General features: G+C 55.7%; 24 protein-coding genes. 21 read left to right on the forward strand and 3 right to left on the reverse strand.

Going from position 1 to position 25,430, the window contains the following annotated elements:
- Positions 1–19: 19 nt before the first annotated feature.
- The 5 genes from relA to queE all read left to right on the forward strand — a co-directional run bounded on the left by relA (position 20) and on the right by queE (position 7,229).
- Positions 20–2,251, forward strand: coding sequence for a GTP diphosphokinase (gene relA / locus Q3H59_RS04625; protein ID WP_101762592.1), 2,232 nt, complete (start codon positions 20–22; stop codon positions 2,249–2,251).
- Between the two features lie 112 nt (positions 2,252–2,363).
- Positions 2,364–3,155: a nucleoside triphosphate pyrophosphohydrolase gene (gene mazG, locus Q3H59_RS04630; RefSeq protein ID WP_309833524.1), complete on the forward strand. Its 792-nt coding sequence runs from the start codon at positions 2,364–2,366 to the stop codon at positions 3,153–3,155.
- 241 nt (positions 3,156–3,396) lie between these two features.
- Positions 3,397–5,034, forward strand: coding sequence for a glutamine hydrolyzing CTP synthase (gene pyrG, locus Q3H59_RS04635; protein WP_309833526.1), 1,638 nt, complete (start codon positions 3,397–3,399; stop codon positions 5,032–5,034).
- A gap of 75 nt (positions 5,035–5,109) precedes the next feature.
- Complete coding sequence (eno, locus tag Q3H59_RS04640) at positions 5,110–6,408, forward strand: phosphopyruvate hydratase (RefSeq protein ID WP_101762594.1); 1,299 nt, start codon at positions 5,110–5,112, stop codon at positions 6,406–6,408.
- Between the two features lie 149 nt (positions 6,409–6,557).
- A complete protein-coding gene (queE, locus tag Q3H59_RS04645; RefSeq protein WP_110868307.1) occupies positions 6,558–7,229 on the forward strand; it encodes a 7-carboxy-7-deazaguanine synthase QueE in 672 nt (223 codons plus the stop codon).
- A 54-nt stretch (positions 7,230–7,283) separates the two neighbouring features.
- On the opposite strand, the gene queD is transcribed toward queE, so the two are convergent.
- The gene (gene queD / locus Q3H59_RS04650; RefSeq protein ID WP_167391191.1) at positions 7,284–7,643 is read right to left on the reverse strand and encodes a 6-carboxytetrahydropterin synthase QueD; all 360 of its coding nucleotides are present in this window, start codon (positions 7,641–7,643) and stop codon (positions 7,284–7,286) included.
- A 297-nt stretch (positions 7,644–7,940) separates the two neighbouring features.
- Here queD and cysJ point away from each other — a divergent pair, with 297 nt between their 5' ends.
- The 3 genes from cysJ to Q3H59_RS04665 are packed head-to-tail and all read left to right on the forward strand — an operon-like array spanning position 7,941 to position 12,198.
- Entirely contained in the window at positions 7,941–9,743 is a 1,803-nt protein-coding gene (gene cysJ / locus Q3H59_RS04655; RefSeq protein WP_309833532.1) for an NADPH-dependent assimilatory sulfite reductase flavoprotein subunit, read from the forward strand.
- Entirely contained in the window at positions 9,743–11,467 is a 1,725-nt protein-coding gene (gene cysI / locus Q3H59_RS04660) for an assimilatory sulfite reductase (NADPH) hemoprotein subunit (RefSeq protein WP_101762597.1), read from the forward strand. The genes cysJ and cysI overlap by 1 nt, the downstream gene beginning before the upstream one ends.
- The gene (locus Q3H59_RS04665; RefSeq protein ID WP_192236506.1) at positions 11,464–12,198 is read left to right on the forward strand and encodes a phosphoadenylyl-sulfate reductase; all 735 of its coding nucleotides are present in this window, start codon (positions 11,464–11,466) and stop codon (positions 12,196–12,198) included. Before cysI ends, Q3H59_RS04665 begins: the two co-directional genes overlap by 4 nt.
- A gap of 264 nt (positions 12,199–12,462) precedes the next feature.
- Here Q3H59_RS04665 and Q3H59_RS04670 read toward each other — a convergent pair whose 3' ends face one another.
- A complete protein-coding gene (locus Q3H59_RS04670; protein WP_222234647.1) occupies positions 12,463–12,747 on the reverse strand; it encodes a YciI family protein in 285 nt (94 codons plus the stop codon).
- A 9-nt stretch (positions 12,748–12,756) separates the two neighbouring features.
- Positions 12,757–13,779 carry an aminopeptidase gene (locus Q3H59_RS04675; RefSeq protein ID WP_309833535.1) on the reverse strand — a complete coding sequence of 341 codons (1,023 nt, stop codon included), beginning with the start codon at positions 13,777–13,779 and terminating at the stop codon, positions 12,757–12,759.
- A gap of 248 nt (positions 13,780–14,027) precedes the next feature.
- Here Q3H59_RS04675 and cysG point away from each other — a divergent pair, with 248 nt between their 5' ends.
- The 13 genes from cysG to rpoS all read left to right on the forward strand — a co-directional run bounded on the left by cysG (position 14,028) and on the right by rpoS (position 25,208).
- Positions 14,028–15,443, forward strand: coding sequence for a siroheme synthase CysG (gene cysG / locus Q3H59_RS04680; protein WP_309833537.1), 1,416 nt, complete (start codon positions 14,028–14,030; stop codon positions 15,441–15,443).
- Between the two features lie 9 nt (positions 15,444–15,452).
- Positions 15,453–16,361 (forward strand): sulfate adenylyltransferase subunit CysD, encoded by a 909-nt coding sequence (gene cysD, locus Q3H59_RS04685; RefSeq protein WP_007893231.1) that lies wholly within the window; start codon positions 15,453–15,455, stop codon positions 16,359–16,361.
- A gap of 10 nt (positions 16,362–16,371) precedes the next feature.
- Positions 16,372–17,799 carry a sulfate adenylyltransferase subunit CysN gene (gene cysN, locus Q3H59_RS04690; protein ID WP_280172007.1) on the forward strand — a complete coding sequence of 476 codons (1,428 nt, stop codon included), beginning with the start codon at positions 16,372–16,374 and terminating at the stop codon, positions 17,797–17,799.
- Positions 17,799–18,404 (forward strand): adenylyl-sulfate kinase, encoded by a 606-nt coding sequence (gene cysC / locus Q3H59_RS04695; RefSeq protein ID WP_008104549.1) that lies wholly within the window; start codon positions 17,799–17,801, stop codon positions 18,402–18,404. The genes cysN and cysC overlap by 1 nt, the downstream gene beginning before the upstream one ends.
- A gap of 55 nt (positions 18,405–18,459) precedes the next feature.
- Complete coding sequence (locus Q3H59_RS04700) at positions 18,460–18,780, forward strand: DUF3561 family protein (RefSeq protein WP_101762603.1); 321 nt, start codon at positions 18,460–18,462, stop codon at positions 18,778–18,780.
- Positions 18,781–18,951: 171 nt separating this feature from the next.
- Positions 18,952–19,269: a cell division protein FtsB gene (ftsB, locus tag Q3H59_RS04705; protein ID WP_101762604.1), complete on the forward strand. Its 318-nt coding sequence runs from the start codon at positions 18,952–18,954 to the stop codon at positions 19,267–19,269.
- A gap of 3 nt (positions 19,270–19,272) precedes the next feature.
- Complete coding sequence (gene ispD, locus Q3H59_RS04710; RefSeq protein ID WP_137386339.1) at positions 19,273–19,989, forward strand: 2-C-methyl-D-erythritol 4-phosphate cytidylyltransferase; 717 nt, start codon at positions 19,273–19,275, stop codon at positions 19,987–19,989.
- Positions 19,989–20,471: a 2-C-methyl-D-erythritol 2,4-cyclodiphosphate synthase gene (gene ispF / locus Q3H59_RS04715; RefSeq protein WP_061719965.1), complete on the forward strand. Its 483-nt coding sequence runs from the start codon at positions 19,989–19,991 to the stop codon at positions 20,469–20,471. The genes ispD and ispF overlap by 1 nt, the downstream gene beginning before the upstream one ends.
- Positions 20,468–21,511 carry a tRNA pseudouridine(13) synthase TruD gene (truD, locus tag Q3H59_RS04720; protein WP_110868316.1) on the forward strand — a complete coding sequence of 348 codons (1,044 nt, stop codon included), beginning with the start codon at positions 20,468–20,470 and terminating at the stop codon, positions 21,509–21,511. Before ispF ends, truD begins: the two co-directional genes overlap by 4 nt.
- Complete coding sequence (gene surE / locus Q3H59_RS04725) at positions 21,492–22,253, forward strand: 5'/3'-nucleotidase SurE (RefSeq protein ID WP_309833546.1); 762 nt, start codon at positions 21,492–21,494, stop codon at positions 22,251–22,253. Before truD ends, surE begins: the two co-directional genes overlap by 20 nt.
- Positions 22,247–22,873, forward strand: a complete 627-nt coding sequence (locus tag Q3H59_RS04730; RefSeq protein ID WP_008104533.1) for a protein-L-isoaspartate(D-aspartate) O-methyltransferase — start codon at positions 22,247–22,249, stop codon at positions 22,871–22,873. Before surE ends, Q3H59_RS04730 begins: the two co-directional genes overlap by 7 nt.
- Before the next feature lie 172 nt (positions 22,874–23,045).
- Positions 23,046–24,161, forward strand: a complete 1,116-nt coding sequence (gene nlpD / locus Q3H59_RS04735) for a murein hydrolase activator NlpD (protein WP_309833548.1) — start codon at positions 23,046–23,048, stop codon at positions 24,159–24,161.
- 48 nt (positions 24,162–24,209) lie between these two features.
- On the forward strand, positions 24,210–25,208 hold the full coding sequence (gene rpoS / locus Q3H59_RS04740) for an RNA polymerase sigma factor RpoS (protein WP_007893257.1): 999 nt from the start codon (positions 24,210–24,212) through the stop codon (positions 25,206–25,208).
- The last annotated feature ends 222 nt before the right edge of the window (positions 25,209–25,430 follow it).

Below are 25,430 nucleotides of genomic sequence, written 5' to 3' on the forward strand. Positions count from 1 at the left end.
CGCTGTGGCAGGAGAGGATATGGTTGCGGTTAGAAGTGCGCATTTAAATACGGCGGGCGAATTTGCCCTCGACCAGTGGATCGCCAGTTTGAGTATCAACAATCCGCAATCCTGTCAGCGACTGGCGGATGCGTGGCGCTACTGTGAAGCCGAAACGCACAACCATCCTGATCAAGCTCTGCTGCTGTGGCGCGGTATTGAGATGGTGGAAATTCTCACCATGCTCAGCATGGACATTGACAGCCTGCGCGCGGCGCTGCTGTTCCCGCTCGCCAACGCCGATGTGGTGAGCGAAGAGGATCTCGAAAAAGCCTTTGGCAAAGAGATTGTGATGTTGGTGCACGGCGTGCGCGACATGGATGCCATTCGCCAGCTGAAAGCGATTCACAACGATTCGATGGCCTCCGAGCAGGTGGATAACGTGCGCCGCATGCTGCTGGCGATGGTGGAAGATTTCCGCTGCGTGGTCATCAAGCTGGCGGAACGTATCGCCCATCTGCGTGAAATGAAAGACGCGCCAGAAGATGAGCGCGTGCTCGCGGCGAAAGAGAGCACCAATATCTACGCGCCGCTGGCCAACCGCTTGGGTATCGGTCAGCTCAAATGGGAGCTGGAAGATTACTGCTTCCGCTATCTGCATCCCGATGAATACAAACGCATTGCTAAGCTGCTGCATGAACGCCGTATTGACCGCGAAGGCTATATTGAAAGCTTCGTTGCCAACCTGCGTGCCGAGATGCAGAAAGAGGGCGTGCGTGCTGAAGTGTATGGTCGTCCGAAACACATCTACAGCATCTGGCGCAAGATGCAGAAGAAGTCATTAGCGTTCGATGAGCTGTTTGACGTGCGCGCGGTGCGTATCGTGGCGGAACGGCTGCAGGATTGCTACGGCGCGCTTGGTACGGTGCATACGTTGTTTCGCCATCTGCCGAGTGAGTTTGACGACTACGTTGCCAATCCCAAGCCTAACGGCTATCAATCGATTCATACCGTGGTGCTGGGTCCGCAGGGCAAAACGGTGGAAATCCAGATTCGTACGCGCCAGATGCATGAAGATGCCGAGCTGGGCGTCGCCGCACACTGGAAGTACAAAGAAGGTCCAACCTCCAGCAACGCGCGCGGCGCGGCAGGACATGAAGGGCGCATCGCCTGGCTGCGTAAGCTGATTAGCTGGCAGGAAGAGATGGCTGATTCCGGCGAGATGCTGGAAGAGGTGCGCAGCCAGGTATTCGACGACCGCGTGTATGTGTTTACCCCGAAAGGTGACGTGGTCGATCTGCCGGCGGGATCAACGCCGCTCGACTTCGCCTACCATATTCACAGCGATATCGGCCACCGCTGCATTGGCGCCAAAATCAGCGGGCGCATCGTGCCGTTTACCTATCAGTTGCAGATGGGCGATCAGATTGAAGTGATCACCCAGAAACAGCCAAACCCAAGCCGCGACTGGCTGAACCCGAACCTCGGCTATATCACCACCAGCCGCGGACGCTCGAAAATTCACGCCTGGTTCCGCAAACAGGATCGTGACAAAAATATCATTGCTGGCCGTCAGATCCTCGAAAGCGAGCTAAATCAGATGGATATCAGCATGCGCGAAGCGGAAAAACTGCTGCTGCCGCGCTATAACGTCAGTTCGCAGGATGAGCTGCTGGCGATGATTGGCGGCGGCGATATTCGCCTCAATCAGATGGTGAATTTCCTGCAGGGCAAGCTCAACAAGCCGAGTGCCGAAGAGGAAGATCGCGAGGCGCTGCGCCTGCTGACGCAGAAGTCACATGCGCCGTCCGCGCGCAAAGAGAGCGGTCGCGTGGTGGTGGAAGGCGTGGGCAATCTGCTGCACCACATCGCCCGCTGCTGCCAGCCGATTCCTGGCGACGATATCGTGGGCTTTATCACCCAGGGGCGCGGCATCTCGATTCACCGCGCCGACTGCGACCAGTTAACCGAGCTGATTTCGCACGCACCGGAACGTATCGTTGATGCGGTGTGGGGCGAGGATTACTCCAGCGGTTATTCGCTGGTGGTACGCGTTACCGCCAACGATCGTAGCGGCCTGCTACGCGATATCACCACCATTCTGGCTAACGAGAAGGTCAATGTGCTCGGCGTCTCCAGCCGCAGTGACACCAAAAAGCAGCTGGCGACCATTGATATGGATATTGAGATCTATAACCAGCAAGTGCTTGGCCGCGTGCTGGCACGTCTCAATCAGGTGCCGGATATTATCGACGCGCGCCGTTTGCATTGATTCAGAGCCGTTTATCCCCCATCCCGACCTTCCCCCGTTCGCGGGGGAAGGAGACGCTGCCGTATGTGTAACCGGCGCAGTCTCTCCCCAAATTTTCCCAAAGGATCCTTTCATGACGCCCTTAAATCGCCTGCTCACCATCATGCAAACCTTGCGCGACCCGGAGCGCGGTTGCCCGTGGGATCGTCAGCAAACCTTCGCCTCGATCGCGCCCTACACGCTGGAAGAAACCTACGAAGTGATCGATGCCATCCAGCGTGAAGATTTTGCCGATCTGCGCGGTGAACTTGGCGATCTGCTGTTTCAGGTGGTGTTCTACGCGCAGATGGCCGATGAGCAGCAGCGCTTCAATTTTGACGACGTCTGCAACGCTATCAGCGACAAACTTGAGCGCCGTCATCCGCACATTTTTGGCGATGTTCAGGCTGCAACCAGCGAAGAAGTGCTGAAAAACTGGGAAGCCATCAAGCACAGCGAACGCGCAGAAAAATCGCAGCACTCGGCGCTGGACGATATTCCTAAAGCGCTGCCGGCATTGATGCGCGCGCACAAAATTCAGAAGCGTTGCAGCTCGGTGGGCTTCGACTGGAACAATCTCGGCCCGGTGCTGGATAAAGTGCATGAAGAGATCGATGAAGTGATGCACGAAGCGCAGCAAGCGGTGGTGGATAACGCCAGGCTGGAAGAGGAAATCGGTGATTTGCTGTTCGCGACCGTCAATTTGTCGCGCCATTTAGGCAGCAAAGCGGAAGTCGCGTTGCAAAAAGCCAACGATAAATTTGAGCGCCGCTTCCGTGAAGTTGAAGCCATCATCGCCTCACAAGGGTTAGCCATGAGCGATGCGACCCTGGATCAAATGGAAGCCGCCTGGCAGCAGGTGAAATTGAACGAGAACAAACAGTAAGCGAATCTGGCGATTATTCCAGCGCTGCGCATAAATTCGTCGTTTGAGCTTACTCGATTCAGCCTTGCGGCGACTTTGTGACGTACATCAACATTTCGCACCATGCTATCCGCTATGTTACCGGCTTACCTGTGGAGGACGATGGTGTGATTCATCAATTGTGGCTTAAGACGACTTCAAGTATACTATTTTCCCGTCTTGGTTATTCCACCGTCTTTAAACCTAAACTCTCAGGTTCAGCATGACAACGAATTATATTTTTGTGACCGGCGGGGTCGTTTCCTCTCTGGGCAAAGGCATTGCCGCAGCCTCCCTCGCAGCCATCCTTGAAGCACGTGGTCTTAATGTGACCATCATGAAACTCGATCCGTACATCAACGTCGATCCGGGTACCATGAGCCCAACGCAGCACGGTGAAGTATTTGTTACCGATGATGGGGCCGAAACCGATCTGGATTTAGGTCACTACGAGCGCTTCATCCGCACTAAAATGTCGCGCCGTAACAACTTTACTACCGGTCGTATCTACTCAGAAGTGCTGCGCAAAGAGCGTCGCGGTGACTATCTGGGCGCCACGATTCAGGTTATTCCACACATCACCAACGCCATCAAAGAACGCATTATTGAAGGCGGCGAAGGTCATGACGTGGTTCTGGTCGAGATCGGCGGTACCGTGGGTGATATCGAATCTCTGCCTTTCCTCGAAGCGATTCGTCAGATGGCGGTCGATGTCGGTCGTGAACACACCATGTACATGCACCTGACGCTGGTGCCATATATGGCGGCCGCAGGCGAAGTGAAAACCAAGCCAACCCAGCATTCAGTGAAAGAGCTGCTGTCGATCGGGATTCAGCCAGACGTGCTGATCTGCCGCTCTGACCGCGCGGTGCCGGCGAACGAACGCGCTAAAATCGCGCTGTTCTGTAACGTGCCAGAAAAAGCGGTTATTTCCCTGAAAGATGTGGATTCCATCTACAAGATTCCAGGCATGCTGAAATCGCAAGGTCTGGATGATTACATCTGCAAGCGTTTCAATCTGAACGCGCCGGAAGCGAACCTGGCCGAATGGGAACAGGTTATTTACGAAGAAGCCAATCCGGGCGGCGAAGTGACCATCGGTATGGTCGGCAAATATGTCGAACTGCCGGATGCGTACAAGTCAGTGATTGAAGCCTTGAAACACGGCGGCCTGAAAAATCGCGTTACCGTGAATATCAAATTGATCGACTCGCAGGATGTTGAAACGCGCGGTGTCGAATTATTGAAAGATCTGGATGCTATTCTGATCCCTGGCGGCTTCGGCTACCGCGGTGTGGAAGGCAAAATGATGACGGCGCAATACGCCCGTGAGAACAACGTGCCTTACCTGGGAATTTGCCTGGGCATGCAGGTTGCGCTGATGGAATTTGCCCGCAACGTTGCCGGTATGGAAGGCGCGAACTCTACGGAATTTGTGCCAGACTGTAAGTATCCGGTGGTTGCGCTTATCACCGAATGGCGTGACGAAGAGGGTAACGTTGAACAGCGTACTGAGCAGAGCGATCTGGGCGGCACCATGCGTTTGGGCAGCCAGCAGTGCCAGTTGACGCCGGAAAGCAAAGTGCGTCAGTTGTACGGTTCTGAAATCATTACCGAACGCCACCGTCATCGTTACGAAGTAAACAATATGTTGCTGAAGCCGATTGAAGCGGCGGGTCTGCATATTGCCGGTCGTTCTGGCGACGATCAGCTGGTTGAGATCATTGAGATCCCGAACCACCCGTGGTTTGTTGCCTGTCAGTTCCACCCGGAATTCACGTCGACCCCACGCGATGGTCATCCGCTGTTCACTGGCTTTGTGAAAGCCGCGCAGGAACACCAGAAGCGTTTAGCGAAGTAAGTTTCACGAACAACGCGCGAACTTTTCGCGCGTTGTTTGTCTTAGGATTGACTAACTTGTACTGAGGAAAATCGAATGTCCAAAATCGTAAAAGTCATCGGTCGCGAAATCATCGACTCCCGTGGCAACCCAACTGTAGAAGCAGAAGTGCATCTGGAAGGCGGTTTCGTTGGTCTGGCTGCTGCGCCATCAGGTGCATCAACCGGTTCTCGCGAAGCTCTGGAGCTGCGTGACGGTGACAAATCTCGTTTCCTGGGCAAAGGCGTAACCAAAGCGGTTGCGGCTGTTAACGGTCCAATCGCTAACGCGGTAACCGGTAAAGATGCCAAAGACCAGGCGAACATCGATAAGATCATGATCGAGCTGGACGGTACTGAGAACAAATCTAACTTCGGTGCTAACGCCATTCTGGCGGTTTCACTGGCTGCTGCTAAAGCTGCTGCTGCCTCTAAAGGCCTGCCGCTGTACGCACACATCGCTGAACTGAACGGCACCCCAGGCAAATACTCTATGCCGCTGCCAATGATGAACATCATCAACGGTGGTGAGCACGCCGACAACAACGTCGACATCCAGGAATTCATGATTCAGCCGGTTGGCGCGCCAACCCTGAAAGAAGCGATTCGCATGGGTTCTGAAGTCTTCCATCACCTGGCAAAAGTGCTGAAGTCTAAAGGCATGAGCACTGCAGTTGGTGACGAAGGTGGCTACGCGCCAAACCTGGGTTCTAACGCCGAAGCGCTGGCTGTTATCGCTGAAGCGGTAAAAGCAGCAGGTTACGAACTGGGCAAAGACATCACCCTGGCGATGGACTGCGCAGCATCTGAATTCTACAAAGACGGCAAATATGTGCTGGCTGGCGAAGGCAACAAAGCCTTCTCTTCAGAAGAGTTCACCCACTTCCTGGAAGACCTGACCAAACAGTACCCAATCGTTTCTATCGAAGACGGTCTGGATGAATCTGACTGGACTGGTTTCGCCTACCAGACCAAAGTGCTGGGCGACAAAATCCAGCTGGTGGGTGACGATCTGTTCGTAACCAACACCAAGATCCTGAAAGAAGGTATCGATAAAGGCATCGCTAACTCCATCCTGATCAAATTCAACCAGATCGGTTCACTGACCGAAACTCTGGCTGCAATCAAGATGGCGAAAGATGCGGGTTATACCGCGGTGATTTCACACCGTTCAGGTGAAACCGAAGATGCAACCATCGCTGACCTGGCGGTAGGTACGGCGGCTGGCCAGATCAAAACCGGTTCTATGAGCCGTTCTGACCGTGTTGCTAAGTACAACCAGCTGATTCGTATCGAAGAAGCGCTGGGCAGCAAAGCACCGTTCAACGGTCTGAAAGAAGTTAAAGGCCAAGCGTAATCGCCTGAGTATGCTGCCTGCGGGCAGCATCGTCTGAATGAAGCCCCGCCTTGTGCGGGGCTTTTGCTTTTATTTGGCACGAAGCAGCTGTGACCTGGCGCATAAGATCTGCCATAATCTGCGCCTCAAATTTTAGACGTGAGTAAATAATGTTCTACCCGATTAACGAAATGTTCCAGACGCTGCAGGGCGAAGGTTTTTACACCGGTGTTCCGGCGCTGTTCATCCGCTTACAAGGATGTCCGGTGGGCTGTAGCTGGTGTGATACCAAACATACCTGGGAAAAGCGGGCGGATCGGGAGACCTCGCTGGGTGATATTCTGGTCAAAACCGTGGAAAGCGATGCGTGGGGCAGCGCCGATGCGGCCATGTTGATCGACACCATCCAACGTCAGGGCTGGACCGCACGTCATGTGGTGATCACCGGCGGCGAACCGGCGATTTTTGATCTGCGCCCTTTGACGGAACAATTAGAAGCGGCGGGTTTTGCCTGCCAGATCGAAACCAGCGGCACGCACGACGTTCAGTGTTCCGACGCAACATGGGTGACGGTTTCACCCAAGGTGAACATGCGCGGTGGCTATGATGTTTTGCCGCAGGCACTGCAGCGTGCCGATGAGATTAAACATCCGGTGGCGCGTGAGCGTGATGTGGAAGCGTTAGATGCGTTGCTGGCAGGATTACACGACGATAAAAAGCGCATTGTGGCGCTGCAACCGATCAGCCGGGGTGATGCGGCAACGAAACTCTGTATTGAAACCTGTATCGCCCGCAACTGGCGGCTTTCGATGCAGACGCACAAATACCTGAATATTGCCTGAGTTCTAAGGTCGCCATGTATGGCGACCTCACTCACGGTTACGGCTTCACTGACCTCAACCGCGATAAACGCAGCCAGCGGTGCAGGTCTCTTTAATCATTACCGCACTCAATTCCGGCAGAATCGGCTTCATCTGATCCCAAATCCATTTCGCCAGCACTTCACTGGTAGGATTCTCCAGGCCCGGAATGTCATTCAGATAGTGATGATCGAGGCGTTCATACAGCGGCTTAAACTTCGCCTTCAGTTCGGCAAAATCCATCACCCAACCGGTATGCGCATCCACTTCGCCGGTAATTTCTAATCGCACCAGGAATGAATGGCCGTGCAAACGCCCACATTTATGGCCTTCCGGCACGTGAGGTAAGCGGTGGGCAGATTCAAACTGGAACTCTTTAAATAACGTGGTAGACATAATGGCTCTCAGACTTAAAAACCGCTGAAGTCTACCTGAATTGCAGATTTTTCGCACCCGCTGGCAACGAAAAGGGCATTTTGCGCCATCCCGCCAGCAAAACGCCTAATTAACTCATTGAATCATATCGCCTTCATTTACCACTTTTGCTGGTTAACTTTACCCGAAAAACCACTTAGTCATTTTGGTTATTTAATATGTCGAAGGCGTATTTAATCGTTAATATACAGCCCGGTAACCTACGCACTCTTTCGCAACATATTGATCCGGACTTCTGACACTGGAATTTTTAACGCAATGACGACTCAGGCACCAGGTTCACTGCTTCCGTTATCACCGGAGCAACTCGCGCGCTTACAGGCGGCGACCACGGATTTCAACACCACTCAGATGGCCTGGCTCTCCGGCTATTTCTGGGGCATGGTCAATCAGACGCCGGGTGCGGCTGCCGCGCCAGCGCCTGTGCAGGCAGAAACCCCGACCATTACGCTGATCTCCGCCTCGCAGACCGGTAACGCGCGTCGTCTGGCTGAGCAACTGCGTGATGACCTGCTGGCTGCCAAGCTGAGCGTCAATCTGGTTAACGCCGGCGATTATAAATTCAAGCAGATCGGTCAGGAAAAGCTGCTGGTGGTGGTGACTTCCACCCAAGGCGAGGGCGAGCCGCCGGAAGAGGCCGTGGCGCTGCATAAATTCCTGCTGTCGAAGAAAGCGCCGAAGTTCGCAGGCACAGCGTTTGCGGTGTTTGGTCTCGGCGATACCTCTTATGAGTTTTTCAGCAAAGCCGGTAAAGACTTTGATGAACGTCTGGCTGAGCTGGGTGCAGAACGTCTGCTGGATCGTGTAGATGCCGATGTTGAATACAAAGAGCAGGCGAACGCCTGGCGTCAGCAGATCACCGAGATTCTGAAAGCGCGTGTGCCGAGCGAATCGCCAGCACAGGCCGCCATCACGGCGGCGGGTAGCGTTAACCTGGTCGACAGCAGCCCGTACACTAAAGAAGAGCCGCTGGTGGCCAGCCTGGCGGCCAACCAGAAGATCACCGGACGCGATTCGGATAAAGATGTGCGTCACATTGAGATCGACCTTGGCGATTCTGGCCTGCGCTACCAGCCGGGCGACGCGCTCGGCGTGTGGTTTGAAAACGATGACGAGCTGGTGCAGGAACTGCTGCAGCTGGTGTGGCTGAAAGGTGACGAGCAGGTAGACGTGCAGGGCAAAACCCTGCCGCTGGCCGAAGCGCTGAAAACCCATTTCGAACTGACGGTCAACACGCCACAAATCGTCGAACAGTATGCGGCGCTGTCCCGCAATGACGCGCTGCTAGCGCTGGCCGGTGATAAGCCGAAGCTGCAGAGTTATGCGCAGAGCTTCCCGATTGTCGATATGGTGCGTCAGGCACCGACCGAACTGAATGCCGAACAATTAACCGGCCTGCTGCGTCCGCTGACGCCGCGCCTCTATTCCATCGCCTCATCGCAGGCGGAGAACGAAACCGAAGTGCACATCACCGTGGGTGCGGTGCGCTTTGAAATCGACGGTCGCCAGCGCGGCGGCGGCGCCTCAACCTGGTTGGCGGATCGTATCGAAGAGGATGGCGAAATTCGCGTCTTCATCGAGCACAACGATAACTTCCGTTTACCGGCTAACCCGGAAACGCCAGTGATTATGATTGGTCCGGGCACCGGCATCGCGCCGTTCCGCGCCTTTATGCAGCAGCGCGATAACGATGGCGCCGGCGGTAAAAACTGGCTGTTCTTCGGTAACCCGCACTTCACCGATGATTTCCTCTATCAGGTGGAGTGGCAGAAGTATGTCAAAGATGGCCTGCTGACCCATATTGATCTGGCATGGTCGCGCGATCAGGCCGAGAAGGTTTACGTACAAGATAAAATCCGCGCCAAAGGTGCGGAGGTGTGGAGCTGGTTACAGGAAGGCGCACACCTTTACGTCTGCGGCGACGCCAATCGTATGGCGAAAGACGTTGAGCAGGCATTACTGGATGTGGTGGTCGAACACGGCGGCATGGATCGTGAAACGGCTGACGAATTTTTAAGTGAGCTGCGCATTGAGCGCCGTTATCAGCGAGACGTTTACTAATGAGCGAAAAACATCCTGGACCGCTGGTCGTTGAAGGCAAGCTGGTCGACGCTGAGCGTCTGAAAAAACAGAGCAACTACCTGCGCGGCACCATCCTCGACGATCTCGACGATGGCCTGACCGGCGGCTTCACTGGCGACAACTTCCTGCTGATCCGTTTCCACGGTATGTACCAGCAGGATGACCGCGACATTCGTGCCGAGCGTGTAGCGCAGAAACTCGAACCGCGTCACGCCATGATGCTGCGTTGCCGTCTGCCGGGCGGCATCATCACGCCAACGCAGTGGCTGGCGATTGATAAATTCGCCACCGATAAAACCATTTATGGCAGCATCCGGTTGACCAACCGCCAGACCTTCCAGTTTCACGGCATTCTGAAGAAGAACGTCAAGCCGACGCACCAGATGCTGCACGAAGTCGGGCTGGATGCGCTGGCGACCGCCAACGACGTGAACCGTAACGTGCTTTGCACCTCGAATCCGGTGGAATCAGAGCTGCATCAGGAAGCGTACGAGTGGGCGAAAAAGCTGTCAGAGCATCTGCTGCCGCAAACCCGCGCTTACGCGGAAATCTGGTGGGACAAAGAGAAGGTCGCCACCACCGATAAAGAGCCGATTCTTGGCGAAACCTATCTGCCGCGTAAATTCAAAACCACGGTGGTGGTGCCGCCGCATAACGATGTCGATCTGCACGCCAATGACCTGAACTTCATCGCCATCGCCGAGCAGGGCAAGCTGATTGGCTTTAACCTGCTGGTGGGCGGTGGCTTGTCGATTGATCACGGCAACAAAGCAACGTATGCGCGCACCGCAAGCGAATTCGGCTTTCTGCCGGTCGAGAAGATCCTCGACGTGGCGGCTGCGGTGGTCACCACGCAGCGCGACTGGGGGAATCGTACCGATCGTAAAAATGCCAAGACCAAATACACGCTGGAACGCGTCGGTGTTGAAACCTTCAAAGCGGAAGTGGAAAAGCGTGCCGGTCTGACCTTCGAACCGATTCGTCCGTATGCGTTCACCTCGCGCGGCGATCGCGTTGGCTGGGTGAAAGGCATCGATGAGAAGTGGCACCTGACGCTGTTCATTGAGAACGGCCGTCTGCTGGATTATCCTGGCCGTCCGCTGAAGCGCGGCATCGCCGAAATTGCCAAAATCCATCAGGGCGATTTCCGTCTGACGGCTAACCAGAACCTGATTGTGGCTGGCGTGCCGGAGAAGCAAAAAGCGCAGATCGAAGCCATCGCCCGTGAACACGGTTTGATGGAAGCGGTCACGCCGCAGCGTGAGAACTCGATGGCGTGTGTGGCGTTCCCGACCTGTCCGCTGGCGATGGCCGAAGCCGAGCGCTTCCTGCCGTCGTTCGTGACCAAAGTGGAAGAGATCATGCATAAGCATGGTGTCGGCGAAGAGCACATAGTGTTACGCGTTACCGGTTGCCCAAATGGTTGTGGCCGTGCTTTGCTGGCGGAGTTAGGTCTGGTGGGCAAAGCGCCTGGCCGTTACAACTTACACATTGGCGGCAACCGTGAAGGTACGCGCATTCCGCGTATGTACCGCGAGAACATCAACGAAGGTGAAATCCTCGCCAGCATTGATGAGCTGGTGGCGCGCTGGGCAACCGAGCGTCAGGCCAACGAAGGCTTCGGCGACTTCGTGATTCGCACCGGCATTATTAAAGCCGTGGTTGATCCCGCCCGTGATTTCTGGGACTCGGAGGCAGTATGACGGTACTCGATCTCGCAGCACTGAATGGTTCATCAAAAGTTGACCGCATCATGGCGCTGGCGGAAAGCAACGTGCAGCTGGAGAAACTCTCCGCTGAACAACGCGTGGGCTGGGCATTAGAACAGCTGCCAGGCGCATTTGTGCTGTCATCCAGCTTTGGTATTCAGGCGGCGGTTTTGCTGCATATGGTGACGCAGCAGAAGCCGGACATTCCGGTGATCCTGACCGATACCGGTTATCTGTTCCCGGAAACTTACCGCTTTATTGATGAGCTGACCGACAAGCTCAATCTCAACCTGCAAATCTTCAGTGCGGAGACCTCAGCGGCATGGCAGGAAGCGCGTTACGGCAAACTGTGGGAGCAGGGCGTCGAAGGGATTGAGCAGTATAACCAGATCAACAAAGTGGAACCGATGAACCGCGCGCTGGAAACGCTGGGCGCGCAAACCTGGTTTGCTGGCCTGCGCCGCGATCAGTCTGGCAGTCGCGCCAGTTTGCCGGTGCTGGCGGTGCAGCGCGGCGTGTTCAAGATTCTGCCGATCATTGATTGGGATAACCGTCAGGTGCATCAGTATCTGACCCAACACGGATTGAAATACCATCCGCTGTGGGATGAAGGTTATCTGTCAGTGGGCGATACGCATACCACCAAAAAGTGGGAACCGGGCATGGCAGAGGAAGAGACACGCTTCTTCGGCCTGAAGCGCGAGTGCGGGTTGCATGAAGGTTGATTGGTAGGTGCTCGTTGTTCCCCATCCTTGGTTTGTGCTCGCTTTCCCCCTCCTCGGTCCTCCCCCATGAATGGGGGAGGAAGATGCTGCCAGTTGGTGCTCGCTTTCCCCCTCCTCGGTCCTCCCCCATGAATGGGGGAGGAAGATGCTGCCATATGTGAGTTCTGAGAAGCTGCATGTGGCAGCGTCTCCTTCCCCCGCTTGCGGGGGAAGGCCGGGATGGGGGACAGCCAGCACAATCGAGTATGAGGACTGCCAGCACAATCAAACCCCCTGCAACCTCGCAAACTCTTCCGCCGCACGCGTCACATTCACTTTCGTCACTTCATAATGCGCCACCGCCACAAACGGATCTTCCGCCAGGATGGTATCTAATCGCGCACGATCAATATCCTTCACCAACAGCACGCCGCCGGTGCGTGGATCTTTGCGTCCCGCCGCGATAAACACGCCGTTAGCGAAATAGCGATCCAGCCAGCTAATGTGCGGTTCCAGTAACGCTTCCACTTCTTCTACCGGACGAAAATAGTTCAGATATACCACGTACATAGGGAATCCTCAGGTTGTCGGATTAGCAAGCTCGGTCAGCAGCGGCAGCAGAATCTTCACGCTGTCATGCGTGCGCTGGGTGATGCGGCCAGGCAGCCAGTGATCGAGGTAGTTGAGGTTATCGCGCTCGGTTTGATGGCGCACATTGCCTTCCGGGAAGTGGCTGGAACGCGCGCGCTGCTGCTGCCCATCTTTGTTGCCCAGCGTCCAGTTGGCGGCGGTGACATCCATCAGTGGCATGCCGGCTTTGTCGAACGGATTGACGCCAGGATAATCGCGTGCGGTCATCGCGTGGCTGGCGGCGGAGATACCGTAACGGTGCGCCAGCTGCACGGCACGCGCGCTGGTCTGTTTGCGCACTGCCGCTGGCGTATTGATACCGCTGTTAAAGTAGAGATGATCGCCGACAATCAGGCTATTCAGATCGATCACCAACAGCGTGTTCTTCTTCTCCTGCACGCTCATACGCGCCAGATAATCATCCATGCCTTGCAAACCCGCTTCACCGGCGCTCAGCGCCACAAAGCGCACGCCGTAGTGCAGCGGCGTTTTGCTGAGCGCCTGCGCCAGCTCCAGCATCACGCCAAGCCCGGAGGCATTGTCATCCACGCCCTGCAAACGCAGGCCGCCGAGATTGTTATCGGCTTCGTGGCGGCTGAGCGGCGTCCAGGTATCCAGGTGCGTAACGATCAGGATCTCCTGCGGCACTTCACCGGCACGCGCGGCAATCACCGACGTGGCCGTAACTTTGTGGGTGCGGCTCTCGCCCTTTTTCTCCAGCCAGCTATAGCTGGTTTTAAACTGGCGGGTATTACTCTGATATCCCAGCTGGCTGAACTGCTGCTGCAGATAATCGGCAGTCAACAACTCGGCGGGACTGCCGCTCATGCGGCCGGGGAAATAGGTGGCGATATGGCGAAGCTGCTGTTCGGCAAAATGCCCTGGCGCGCTTTTGCTCGCAGCCTGAACAAAGAAAGGCAAACCGCCCGCGAGCAGTGCAGCCAGCACAGTGCGGCGGAGAGTGGCAAACATAGTTAGCGTCCTTTTCTGACATCCGGTCATGCTAAAAAAATTCCGACTTAGTATGAAACTGTGACGACGCTTGCACAATTTGATTTGCACCGAAACACCAGCAATATCATTTGTTAAGCACAAAATGTTATCAGCAATCCTGGGTCGTTATTCCATTCGGTAACTACTCATTCCAATTCGTAATTTCATCTGCTGGAAGGCCGGGACGTATAGTCGCGTTAACTTATTGTAAAACTAGCAAGGTTAACGTGGATTATCTGCCTCTCTTTGCCGATCTCAAAAGCCGTCCGGTGCTGGTTGTCGGCGGTGGCGAAATTGCTGCGCGCAAAATAGAACTGCTGCGGCGTGCCGGTGCGCGCGTGCTGGTCGCCGCGCGCGAACTCGGTCATGAGCTGCAGGCGCTGCTGGAAATTGAGGCGATTGAATGGATCGCTGAACGCTTTGATCCGGCGCAGCTGGATGGCGTGTTCCTCGTGATTGCCGCTACCGATGACAACGCGCTTAACGCGCAGGTGTTCGATGCCGCCAATGCGCGCCACAAGCTGGTGAACGTGGTGGACGATCAGCCGAAGTGCAGCTTTATCTTCCCGTCGATTGTCGATCGTTCACCGCTGGTGGTGGCGATCTCCTCTAGTGGCACCGCGCCGGTGTTGGCGCGTCTGCTGCGTGAAAAAATTGAAGCGTTACTGCCGGCCAATCTCGGACAGATGGCGGAAGTGGCTGGGCAGTGGCGCGACAAGGTGAAGCAGCGCTATCACCGCATGTCTGACCGCCGTCGCTTCTGGGAGCGAGCCTTTAACGGTCTGTTCGCCAGCCAGATGGCGGCGGGTAACGTCCATGAAGCGCGGCGCACGCTGGATCACGAACTGGAAAACGATAGCGACAATCAGGGCGAAATTACGCTGGTAGGCGCCGGTCCAGGCGACAGCGGTTTGCTGACGCTGCGTGGCTTGCAGGTGATGCAGCTGGCCGATGTGGTGCTGTATGACCATCTGGTCAGCGACGAAGTGCTTGAGCTGGTGCGGCGCGATGCCGACCGCATCTGCGTCGGCAAACGCGCCGGTGCGCATTCGGTGCCGCAGGAAGAGACCAATCAGATGCTGGTGACGCTGGCGCAACAGGGTAAACGCGTGGTGCGCCTGAAAGGCGGCGATCCGTTTATTTTTGGCCGCGGTGGCGAAGAGCTGCAGGCGGCGCAGGCCGCGGGCATTCCGTTCCAGGTGGTGCCGGGCATCACCGCTGCAGCAGGCGCAACCGCCTATGCCGGTATTCCACTGACCCATCGCGACCACGCGCAGAGCGTGCTGTTTATTACCGGTCACTGTCGCGCGGATGGCGACGGCATTGATTGGCCGTCGCTGGCGCGCGCACGTCAAACCTTAGCGATTTATATGGGCACGGTGAAAGCGGCGGAAATCGCTGCCGGGCTTATCGAACATGGCCGCGCCGCCTCCACGCCGGTGGCGGTGATTGGGCGCGGCACGCGTCAGGATCAGCAGGTGCTGACCGGCACATTGGATCAACTGGAGGCGCTGGCTGCGGCCGCGCCCACGCCAGCACTGTTAGTGATTGGCGAAGTCGTAAATTTGCACGGGCAATTGGCCTGGTTCCAACATTCGGCACAGCAGGGGGCTCGCGAGTCCGCCGTTGTCAATTTGGCTTGAGGAAAAATTATGGACCAAAATCGACTTACTCATCTGCGCCAGCTGGAGGCAGAGAGTATCCATATCATCCGCGAGGTGGCGGCCGAGTTCAGCAATCCGGTGATGATGTACTCCATTGGTAAAGACTCCTCGGTAATGCTGCATCTGGCGCGTAAAGCCTTCTATCCGGGCACGCTGCCGTTTCCGCTGCTGCATGTTGATACCGGCTGGAAATTCCGTGAAATGTACGAGTTCCGCGATCGCACCGTGAAAGCGATGGGCGCGGAGTTGCTGGTGCATCGCAACCCGGAAGGCGTGGCGATGGGCATCAACCCGTTTGTGCACGGCAGCGCCAAGCACACCGACATCATGAAAACCGAAGGCCTGAAGCAGGCGCTGAACAAATACGGTTTTGATGCGGCATTTGGCGGCGCACGTCGTGATGAAGAGAAGTCGCGCGCGAAAGAGCGTATCTACTCCTTCCGCGATCGCTTCCACCGCTGGGACCCGAAAAACCAGCGTCCTGAGCTGTGGCACAACTACAACGGCCAGATCAACAAAGGCGAAAGCATCCGCGTGTTTCCGCTCTCCAACTGGACCGAGCTGGATATCTGGCAGTACATCTTCCTCGAGAATATCGAGATCGTGCCGCTTTACCTCGCCGCGCCGCGTCCGGTGCTGGAGCGTGATGGCATGCTGATGATGATCGATGACGACCGTATCGATCTCCAGCCAGGTGAAGTGATCAAGCAGCGCATGGTGCGTTTCCGTACGCTCGGCTGCTGGCCGCTGACCGGCGCGGTGGAATCAGAGGCGCAGACGCTGCCGGAAATTATTGAAGAGATGCTGGTCTCCACCACCAGTGAACGCCAGGGACGCGTGATTGACCGCGACCAGGCCGGTTCGATGGAAATGAAGAAACGTCAGGGTTATTTCTAAGGAGACGCAGATGAATACCGTTATTGCACAACAGATTGCCGATCAGGGCGGCGTAGAAGCCTGGCTGACCGCGCAACAACATAAAAGCCTGCTGCGTTTCCTGACCTGCGGTAGCGTCGACGACGGCAAAAGTACGCTGATTGGTCGCCTGCTGCACGACACGCGTCAAATTTATGAAGACCAGCTCTCCTCGCTGCACAACGACAGCAAACGTCACGGGACGCAGGGTGAGAAGCTGGATCTCGCGTTACTGGTTGATGGCTTGCAGGCCGAGCGCGAGCAGGGCATCACCATTGATGTGGCGTATCGCTATTTCTCCACTGAGAAGCGCAAATTTATTATTGCCGACACGCCGGGACACGAGCAGTACACCCGCAACATGGCGACCGGTGCATCGACCTGCGATTTGGCGATCCTGCTGATCGATGCGCGTAAAGGCGTGCTGGATCAGACGCGTCGTCACAGCTTTATCTCCACGCTGCTGGGCATTAAGCATCTGGTGGTCGCCATCAACAAGATGGATCTGGTGGAGTACAAGCAAGAGACCTTTGAGCAGATTAAACAGGATTACCTCGATTTCGCCGCGCAGCTGCCGGAAGACCTTGATATTCGCTTTGTGCCGATGTCGGCGCTGGAAGGCGATAACGTGGCAACGCCCAGCGTCACCATGCCGTGGTACAGCGGCCCAACGCTGCTCGACGTATTAGAAACCGTTGAATTGAACCGCGTGGTGGATCATCAGCCAATGCGTTTCCCGGTGCAGTATGTGAACCGTCCTAACCTCGATTTCCGTGGTTATGCCGGTACGCTGGCGTCGGGTGTGGTCAACGTCGGTCAGCGCGTGAAAGTGCTGCCATCGGGCGTGGAATCGACCATCTCGCGCATCGTCACCTTCGATGGCGACCTGCCTGAAGCGGGTGCCGGTGAAGCGATTACGCTGGTGCTGAAAGATGAGATCGACATCAGTCGTGGCGATCTGCTGGTGGATGCGGAAGCCGAGCTGCAAGCGGTGCAATCCGCCACCATTGACGTAGTGTGGATGGCGGAACAACCGCTGCAGCCGGGCCAAAGTTACGAAGTGAAGATCGCCGGTAAGAAAACCCGCGCGCGCGTCGAGAAAGTGATCCATCAGGTGGAGATCAACTCGCTGGAGAAGCGCACCGTGGAAAGCCTGCCGCTTAACGGGATCGGCCTGGTCGAACTGACCTTTGACGAACCGATGGTGCTGGACGCGTATCGCCAGAATCCGGTGACTGGCGGCATGATCTTTATCGATCGTCTGAGCAACGTGACGGTTGGCGCGGGCATGATTAATCAGCCGCTGACCGATGTGCGTACGCAATCAGGTCAGTTCAGCGATTTCGAGCTGGAGCTGAACGCGCTGGTGCGTCGTCACTTCCCACACTGGAACGCGCGCGATCTGCTGGGTGGCAAGTAATGGCGCAACACGATGAAAACGTGGTGTGGCACGATCATCCGGTAACGCGCGAGGAGCGCGAACAGCAGCACGGCCATCAAGGCGTGGTGCTGTGGTTCACCGGGCTTTCCGGTTCGGGGAAATCCACCGTAGCCGGCGCGCTGGAGCAGGCGCTGCATCGGGCCGGTGTGAACACCTATCTGCTGGATGGCGACAACGTGCGTCACGGTTTGTGCCGTGACCTCGGCTTTAGCGATGACGATCGTAAAGAGAACATTCGTCGCGTCGGCGAAGTGGCGAAACTGATGGTCGATGCCGGTTTAGTGGTGCTGACCGCATTTATCTCGCCACATCGCGCGGAACGCAACATGGTGCGCGATCTGCTGGCTGAAGGGCAGTTTATCGAAGTGTTTGTCGATACGCCGTTGGCCGTGTGCGAAGCGCGCGATCCCAAAGGTTTGTACAAAAAAGCCCGAGCCGGTGAGCTGCGTAATTTCACCGGTATCGATAGCGTTTACGAGGCGCCAGACGCCCCGGAAATCCACCTTGATGGCGAACAATTGGTTACAAAACTCGCCGGCCAATTGTTAGACCTGCTGCGTCACCGCGATATCATCAGATCCTGAACCGACAGCGGCAAATCCCTTTGGGTTTGCCGCGCTTAGCGTCAACAGGATCTCTATGCAGAACGTAACGCCCATGCTAGCCCGTAAAGATGAACGCACCCCGGATGAGTCTCGCTCATCACTGCCGGGCGGCGTGTTTGGCTTTCTCTCGTACTGGTGCGCACTGGCGATTCCGTTCATGCTCTACGGCTCCAACACGCTGTTCTTCTTCCTCTACACCTGGCCATTCTTCCTCGCGCTGCTGCCGGTTTCGGTACTGATTGGCATCGTGCTCAGCCTGATGATCCGCACTCACTTATTCTGGAGCGGGATCGCCACGGCGATTGTGGTGGTGTGCTTGTTCTGGCTGCTGTTCTCATTTCTCTCCGGTTGGTAACGCCCAGCTGATGTGCAAACGCATCGGCAGGTTACAAAACTTTACCTGCCGTCTCGCCTCCCACTCTGGCATTATTTGCACGGCTAAACGCCCGTGCGCGGCATTTTCGCCGTCGCAGTGGAGTCCAGCGTCAAGTTATGGGATGATTGGGACGTTTTTCAGGGGGCGGGGATGGGAAAACTGACGTTACTGCTACTCGTGCTGCTGGGATGGCTTCAATATTCCCTGTGGCTGGGTAAGAACGGTATTCATGACTATACGCGCGTCAACGAAGACGTCGCGACACAACAGGCGAATAACGCCAAGCTTAAAGCGCGTAACGATCAGCTATTCGCCGAAATTGACGATCTCAATGGCGGCTCTGAAGCGATCGAAGAACGCGCACGTAATGAACTGGGCATGATTAAGCCCGGTGAGACTTTCTATCGTCTGGTGCCAGACCAGAACAAACGTAACGCGCAACAAGCTGCGCAAAATCAACAACGATAAGCCATGAACAAGCGCCCGATCCTTGCGGATGTGATTGCCGTGGTGCCCGCCGCAGGTGTGGGCAGCCGAATGCAGGCTGCCTGCCCAAAACAGTATCTGACCATTGGTCAATTCACCCTTCTTGAACACAGCGTCGCACGTCTGCTGGCACATCCTGCGGTAAAACAGGTAATTGTGCCGGTCAGCAATGACGATGGCTGGTTCGATTCACTACCGCTGGCGCAGGATTCCCGTATTCTCCGCGTGACCGGTGGCGACACGCGCGCCGAATCAGTGCTGGCGGGCTTAAACGCCATTCACCACAGCGAATGGGTGCTGGTGCATGACGCTGCGCGTCCTTGCCTGCATCCGGACGATTTAGCACGTCTACTGGCGGTACGTGAGTACAGCAAGGTTGGCGGAATTCTGGCGGCGCCGGTGCGCGACACCATGAAACGCGCCGAACCGGGCAAAACCGCCATCGCCCACACCGTTGAACGCGAAGATTTATGGCACGCGTTAACGCCGCAATTTTTCCCGCATCAACTGCTCACCGCTTGCCTGACGCGCGCACTCCATGAAGGCGCTACCATTACCGATGAAGCGTCGGCGCTGGAGTATTGCGGTTATCACCCGGAATTGGTGAGTGGACGCAGCGACAATATTAAGGTGACGCGGCCAGAAGATCTGGCGCTGGCGGCCTTCTATCTTACCCAGATTCAGTTACAGGAGAGCGCATGATGCGTATCGGTCACGGTTTTGACGTTCACGCTTTTGGCGGCGAAGGTCCGTTAGTGATTGGTGGGGTGCGTATTCCCTTCGAACACGGTTTTATTGCCCATTCTGATGGTGATGTGGCGCTGCATGCGTTGACGGATGCCTTGCTCGGCGCGGTGGCAATGGGCGATATCGGCAAGTTGTTCCCGGATACCGATCCGGCGTTTAAAGGCGCTGACAGCCGCGGTTTGCTGCGCGAAGCCTGGCGTCGGATTCAGCTGAAAGGCTATCGCATCGGTAACGTTGATGTGACCATCATTGCGCAGGCACCGAAAATGTTGCCGCATGTGCCGCAGATGCGCGTCAATATCGCCGAAGATCTCGGTTGCCATATGGATGACGTCAACGTCAAAGCCACCACCACCGAAAAGCTGGGCTTTACCGGGCGTGGCGAAGGCATTGCCTGTGAAGCGGTTGCGCTGCTGATAAAGGCCGATCAGGCATGAGTGAACTGCATTACCTGCACGGCGTGCCGACTGCCACCGGCGTCATCAAAGCCAATCCCGAAGATTTCGTGGTGATTGAAGATCTTGGCTATCCCTACGATGGCGAAGGTGAACAGCTGTTGGTGCGCATCCGCAAAATTGGCTGCAATACGCGCTTTGTCGCTGAAGCCATCGCCAAATTTCTCGGCGTGCCGGTGCGCGACCTTAGCTATGCCGGCATGAAAGATCGTCATGCCGTCACCGAGCAAACGCTCTGTTTCCGCGTACCGGGCAATGGCATGCCGAATCTGGCCGGATTCCAGCTGGAGGGCGTTGAAATCCTGCAGGTGATTCGCCACAAACGCAAACTGCGTACCGGCGCGCTGGCGGGCAATGCGTTCCGCTTAGTGGTGCGTCAGATCTCCGATCGCCGTGAAGTCGACGCACGTTTACAGCAGATTCAACAGCGCGGCGTGCCGAACTACTTTGGTGAGCAGCGCTTTGGTCGTGGCGGCAACAACCTGACGCAGGCGAAACAGTGGGCGAAAGAGACATTCCGTCCGCGCGATCGCAATATGAAAGGTTTGCTGTTGTCAGCGACCCGCAGCCATCTGTTTAATCAGGTGACCAGCGCGCGTTTGCAGCGTGATGGCGCACTGGATGTGGTGCAGGTGGGCGATGCGGTACAGCTGGCCGGTCGCGGCAGCTGGTTCGTGGCGCAGGCGGAAGAATTGCCTGACGTGCAGCAGCGCATCGATAATCATCAACTGCGCATCACTGCGCCGCTGCCGGGTCGCGGTGATGCGGGTCCGCAAGGCGACGCGCTGCTTTTTGAGCAGCAAAGCCTGGCAGGCGCAGAAGAATTGATTACACTGCTTGAGCGCGAGCGGGTTGATGCCGCGCGTCGTGCAATGCTGGTGGTGCCAAAGGATCTGCGCTGGGAATGGTGGGACGATGTGACGCTGGAGATGCAGTTCTGGCTGCCCGCCGGCAGTTTTGCCACCAGCGTGGTGCGTGAGCTTCTCCAACAAGAAGGTAACGATGCGGATATTGCTGAGTAACGATGATGGAATCCATGCGCCGGGTATTCAGACGCTGGCGCGTGCTTTACGTGAGTTTGCCGAGGTGCAGGTTGTCGCGCCCGATCGCAATCGTAGCGGCGCATCAAACTCGCTCACGCTGGAGACGCCGCTGCGTACCTTTACACATGAAAACGGCGATATCGCGTTGCAGATGGGCACGCCGACCGACTGCGTGTTCCTCGGCGTGAACAAGCTGATGCAGCCGCGTCCCGATATCGTAGTGTCCGGCATCAACGCCGGTCCCAACCTTGGCGACGATGTGATTTACTCCGGTACCGTCGCTGCGGCAATGGAAGGGCGCCATCTTGGCTTGCCTGCGCTCGCTGTTTCACTCAATGGACATCAGCATTACGACACCGCCGCATCCATCACCTGTACGCTGTTACGTGCGCTGTCGCGCGCTCCGCTGCGTACCGGCCGTATTCTCAATATCAACGTGCCTGATTTGCCGTTAGCGGAGATCAAAGGTTTCCGCGTGACCCGCTGCGGCAGCCGCCATCCCGCCGATCAGGTTATCTGCACCGAAGACCCGCGCGGCCAGCCGCTTTACTGGATTGGCCCGCCGGGGCAAAAGCTGGATGCAGGCCCGGATACCGATTTCGCTGCGGTGGATGCGGGCTACGTTTCGTTGACCGCGCTGCATGTGGATTTGACCGCGCATGCGGCACAAGAAGTATTGAGTGACTGGCTGATCCAGGCAGAGGTAAAACTCGCATGGTGAATCGCCGCATCGAAACGCTTTTGGAGCAGCTGCGCGCGCAGGGCATTCATGATGAACACCTGCTGAAAGCCATTGCCGATGTGCCTCGTGAGCGTTTTATCGATGAGGCGTTTGAGCATAAAGCGTGGGAAAACGTTGCGCTGCCGATTGGCAACGGCCAGACCATCTCTCAGCCTTACATGGTGGCGCGCATGACCGCCTTGTTAGAGCTCACGCCGGAATCGCGCGTGCTGGAAATCGGCACCGGCTCTGGCTATCAGACCGCGATTCTGGCGCATCTGGTTAATCATGTTTATTCCGTCGAACGCATCAAGGGCTTGCAGTGGCAGGCTAAGCGTCGCCTCAAGCAACTCGATCTGCACAATATCTCTACCCGGCATGGCGATGGCTGGCAGGGCTGGGCGACGCGCGGTCCGTTTGATGCCATTATCGTGACCGCCGCACCGCCTGAAATTCCGACTTTGCTGATAGCGCAATTAGGTGACGGCGGCAAAATGGTGCTGCCGGTTGGCGAGGATCAGCAGGTGTTGAAGCGTTTGCGTCGTCAGGGCGATGAATTGATTGAAGAAATCATCGAACCTGTGCGCTTTGTGCCGTTGGTTCAGGGCGATCTGGCCTAGGACATCATTACGCAATTCTTCACAACTGTTACATGGCACGGCACAGTTGATATTGTTACTATCCTTGTTTATCAATGCTAAAAACCGTTTTTAACGTTACGCGCAGTGGATAATGCGGTTAACGCCGTTACACATTTATATTCAGGGTTGCCATCACGGGGGATCAGTGAGCATGGGAAGCACAGCATTTCAATTACGCCGTTTGGCGGCACTTTCTTTGGTAGGTTTTTGGCTGGCGGGCTGTAGTTCTGGCGATAATACACAGGCACCCATTAGCCAGATTGGTGGCAATAGCGGCGATAGCGGTATGGCTTCAGCCCCAGTCGGCGGCATGATCTCTTCGCAAAACAGCGCTGTGCCCGCGATGCCACGTGGCGGAATGTTAAGCGGCGGCACACCATCGGCACAACCGTCAGGTGGAATGGTAAGTGACAATAACAATGTAGCCACGGAAAATGGTCGCATTGTGTACAATCGCAATTATGGGAATATTCCTAAAGGTAGCTACGGTGGTGAAACCTATACCGTAAAACGTGGCGATACCCTGTTCTACATTGCCTGGATTACCGGCAACGATTTTCGCGATCTGGCACAGCGTAACAATATTGCAGCCCCGTATGGCTTGAACGCCGGGCAAACGCTGCAGGTTGGTAATGGTAACGGCCAGACCATTACCGGTGGAAACGCGATTACTGCCGCCGATGCAACGCAGGGCGGCGTGCCAGTTACACCGAGCCAGACGCAAATTAAATCCACCCCTGTTGCACAGCAACCTGTTATTACGTATTCTGATGATTCGGGTAATTCGTCGGGTAGCAAATTGCTGCCGTCGAAAGGAGCAAATAATGTGGCAACGACCACAGCTCCGGTTGTCGCACCACCTACAGTCAGCAGCACGACTAATAGCACAACTCCAGTGGGAAGCTGGCGTTGGCCGACTGATGGGAAGATCATCGATAACTTCTCCGCTGCGGAAGGCGGAAATAAAGGGGTCGATATCGCCGGTTCGCGTGGACAACCTGTTGTCGCCACAGCTTCGGGAAGAGTGGTGTACGCAGGCAACGCGCTCCGTGGGTACGGTAATTTAATCATCATCAAACACAATGATGACTACCTGAGCGCCTACGCCCATAACGACTCTATGCTGGTCCGGGAACAACAGGAAGTTAAGGCGGGGCAAAAAATCGCTACCATGGGTAGCACCGGTACCAGTTCAGTACGATTGCACTTTGAAATTCGTTACAAGGGGAAATCCGTAAACCCGTTGCGTTATTTACCGCAGCGATAATCCGGCAGAACCTTGGTTCTGCCCTTGGATCACGGGTAGGAGCCGCTAATGAACCAGAATACGCTGAAAGTTAACGATTTACATGAAGATGCGGAATTCGAGGAAAACAACGGAGCTGAGGTTTTTGATGAGAAGGCTCTCGTTGAGAACGAACCTGGTGATAACAACGACGTAGCGGAAGAAGAGCTGTTGTCACAGGGTGCGACGCAACGCGTTTTGGATGCGACGCAGCTTTACCTCGGAGAGATTGGTTATTCACCGCTGCTGACGGCAGAAGAAGAAGTCTTCTTTGCGCGCCGTGCACTGCGGGGTGACATTCCATCTCGCCGCCGCATGATTGAAAGTAACTTACGTTTGGTAGTAAAGATTGCCCGTCGTTATAGCAATCGTGGTCTGGCGCTGCTGGATCTGATTGAAGAGGGTAATCTCGGCTTGATTCGCGCCGTAGAGAAGTTTGACCCAGAACGTGGGTTCCGTTTCTCAACTTACGCCACGTGGTGGATTCGTCAGACAATTGAACGGGCGATTATGAATCAAACCCGTACCATCCGTCTGCCAATCCACATCGTTAAAGAGTTAAATGTTTACCTGCGTACCGCGCGTGAACTTTCGCACAAGCTTGATCATGAGCCAAGTGCTGAAGAGATTGCCGAGCAGCTAGACAAGCCTGTTGATGACGTGAGCCGTATGCTGCGTCTCAATGAGCGCATTACCTCGGTCGATACACCTTTGGGTGGCGATTCCGAAAAAGCGCTGCTGGATATCCTGGCCGATGAGAAAGACAACGGTCCGGAAGACACCACGCAAGACGATGATATGAAACAGAGCATCGTTAAGTGGTTGTTTGAACTGAATGCCAAGCAGCGTGAAGTGCTGGCGCGTCGTTTCGGCCTGTTAGGCTACGAAGCGGCAACGCTTGAAGATGTCGGTCGTGAAATCGGGTTGACCCGTGAACGCGTACGTCAGATTCAGGTGGAAGGACTACGTCGTCTGCGTGAGATTCTGCAGACGCAAGGTTTGAACATCGAAGCACTGTTTCGTGAATAACAGAATACGTGGTTAATACAAGAAGCGGTGGTGAAAACCACCGCTTTTTTATTGGTTAAAATAAACAGACAGCACTTTGTTAATTCATCGAAGTAAAATCTTTTAACGCTATCACTTAAATCCTCACCTAAATAGATAAACGTAAACTAAATCTATTAGATGTTAATTAAACATCTAATAAATGCTCAATTTATCTTGCTCTCATTTAGAGAATTGTAATGC

This window comes from Pantoea sp. SORGH_AS_0659 (assembly GCF_031453915.1).
GTDB lineage: Bacteria > Pseudomonadota > Gammaproteobacteria > Enterobacterales > Enterobacteriaceae > Pantoea > Pantoea leporis.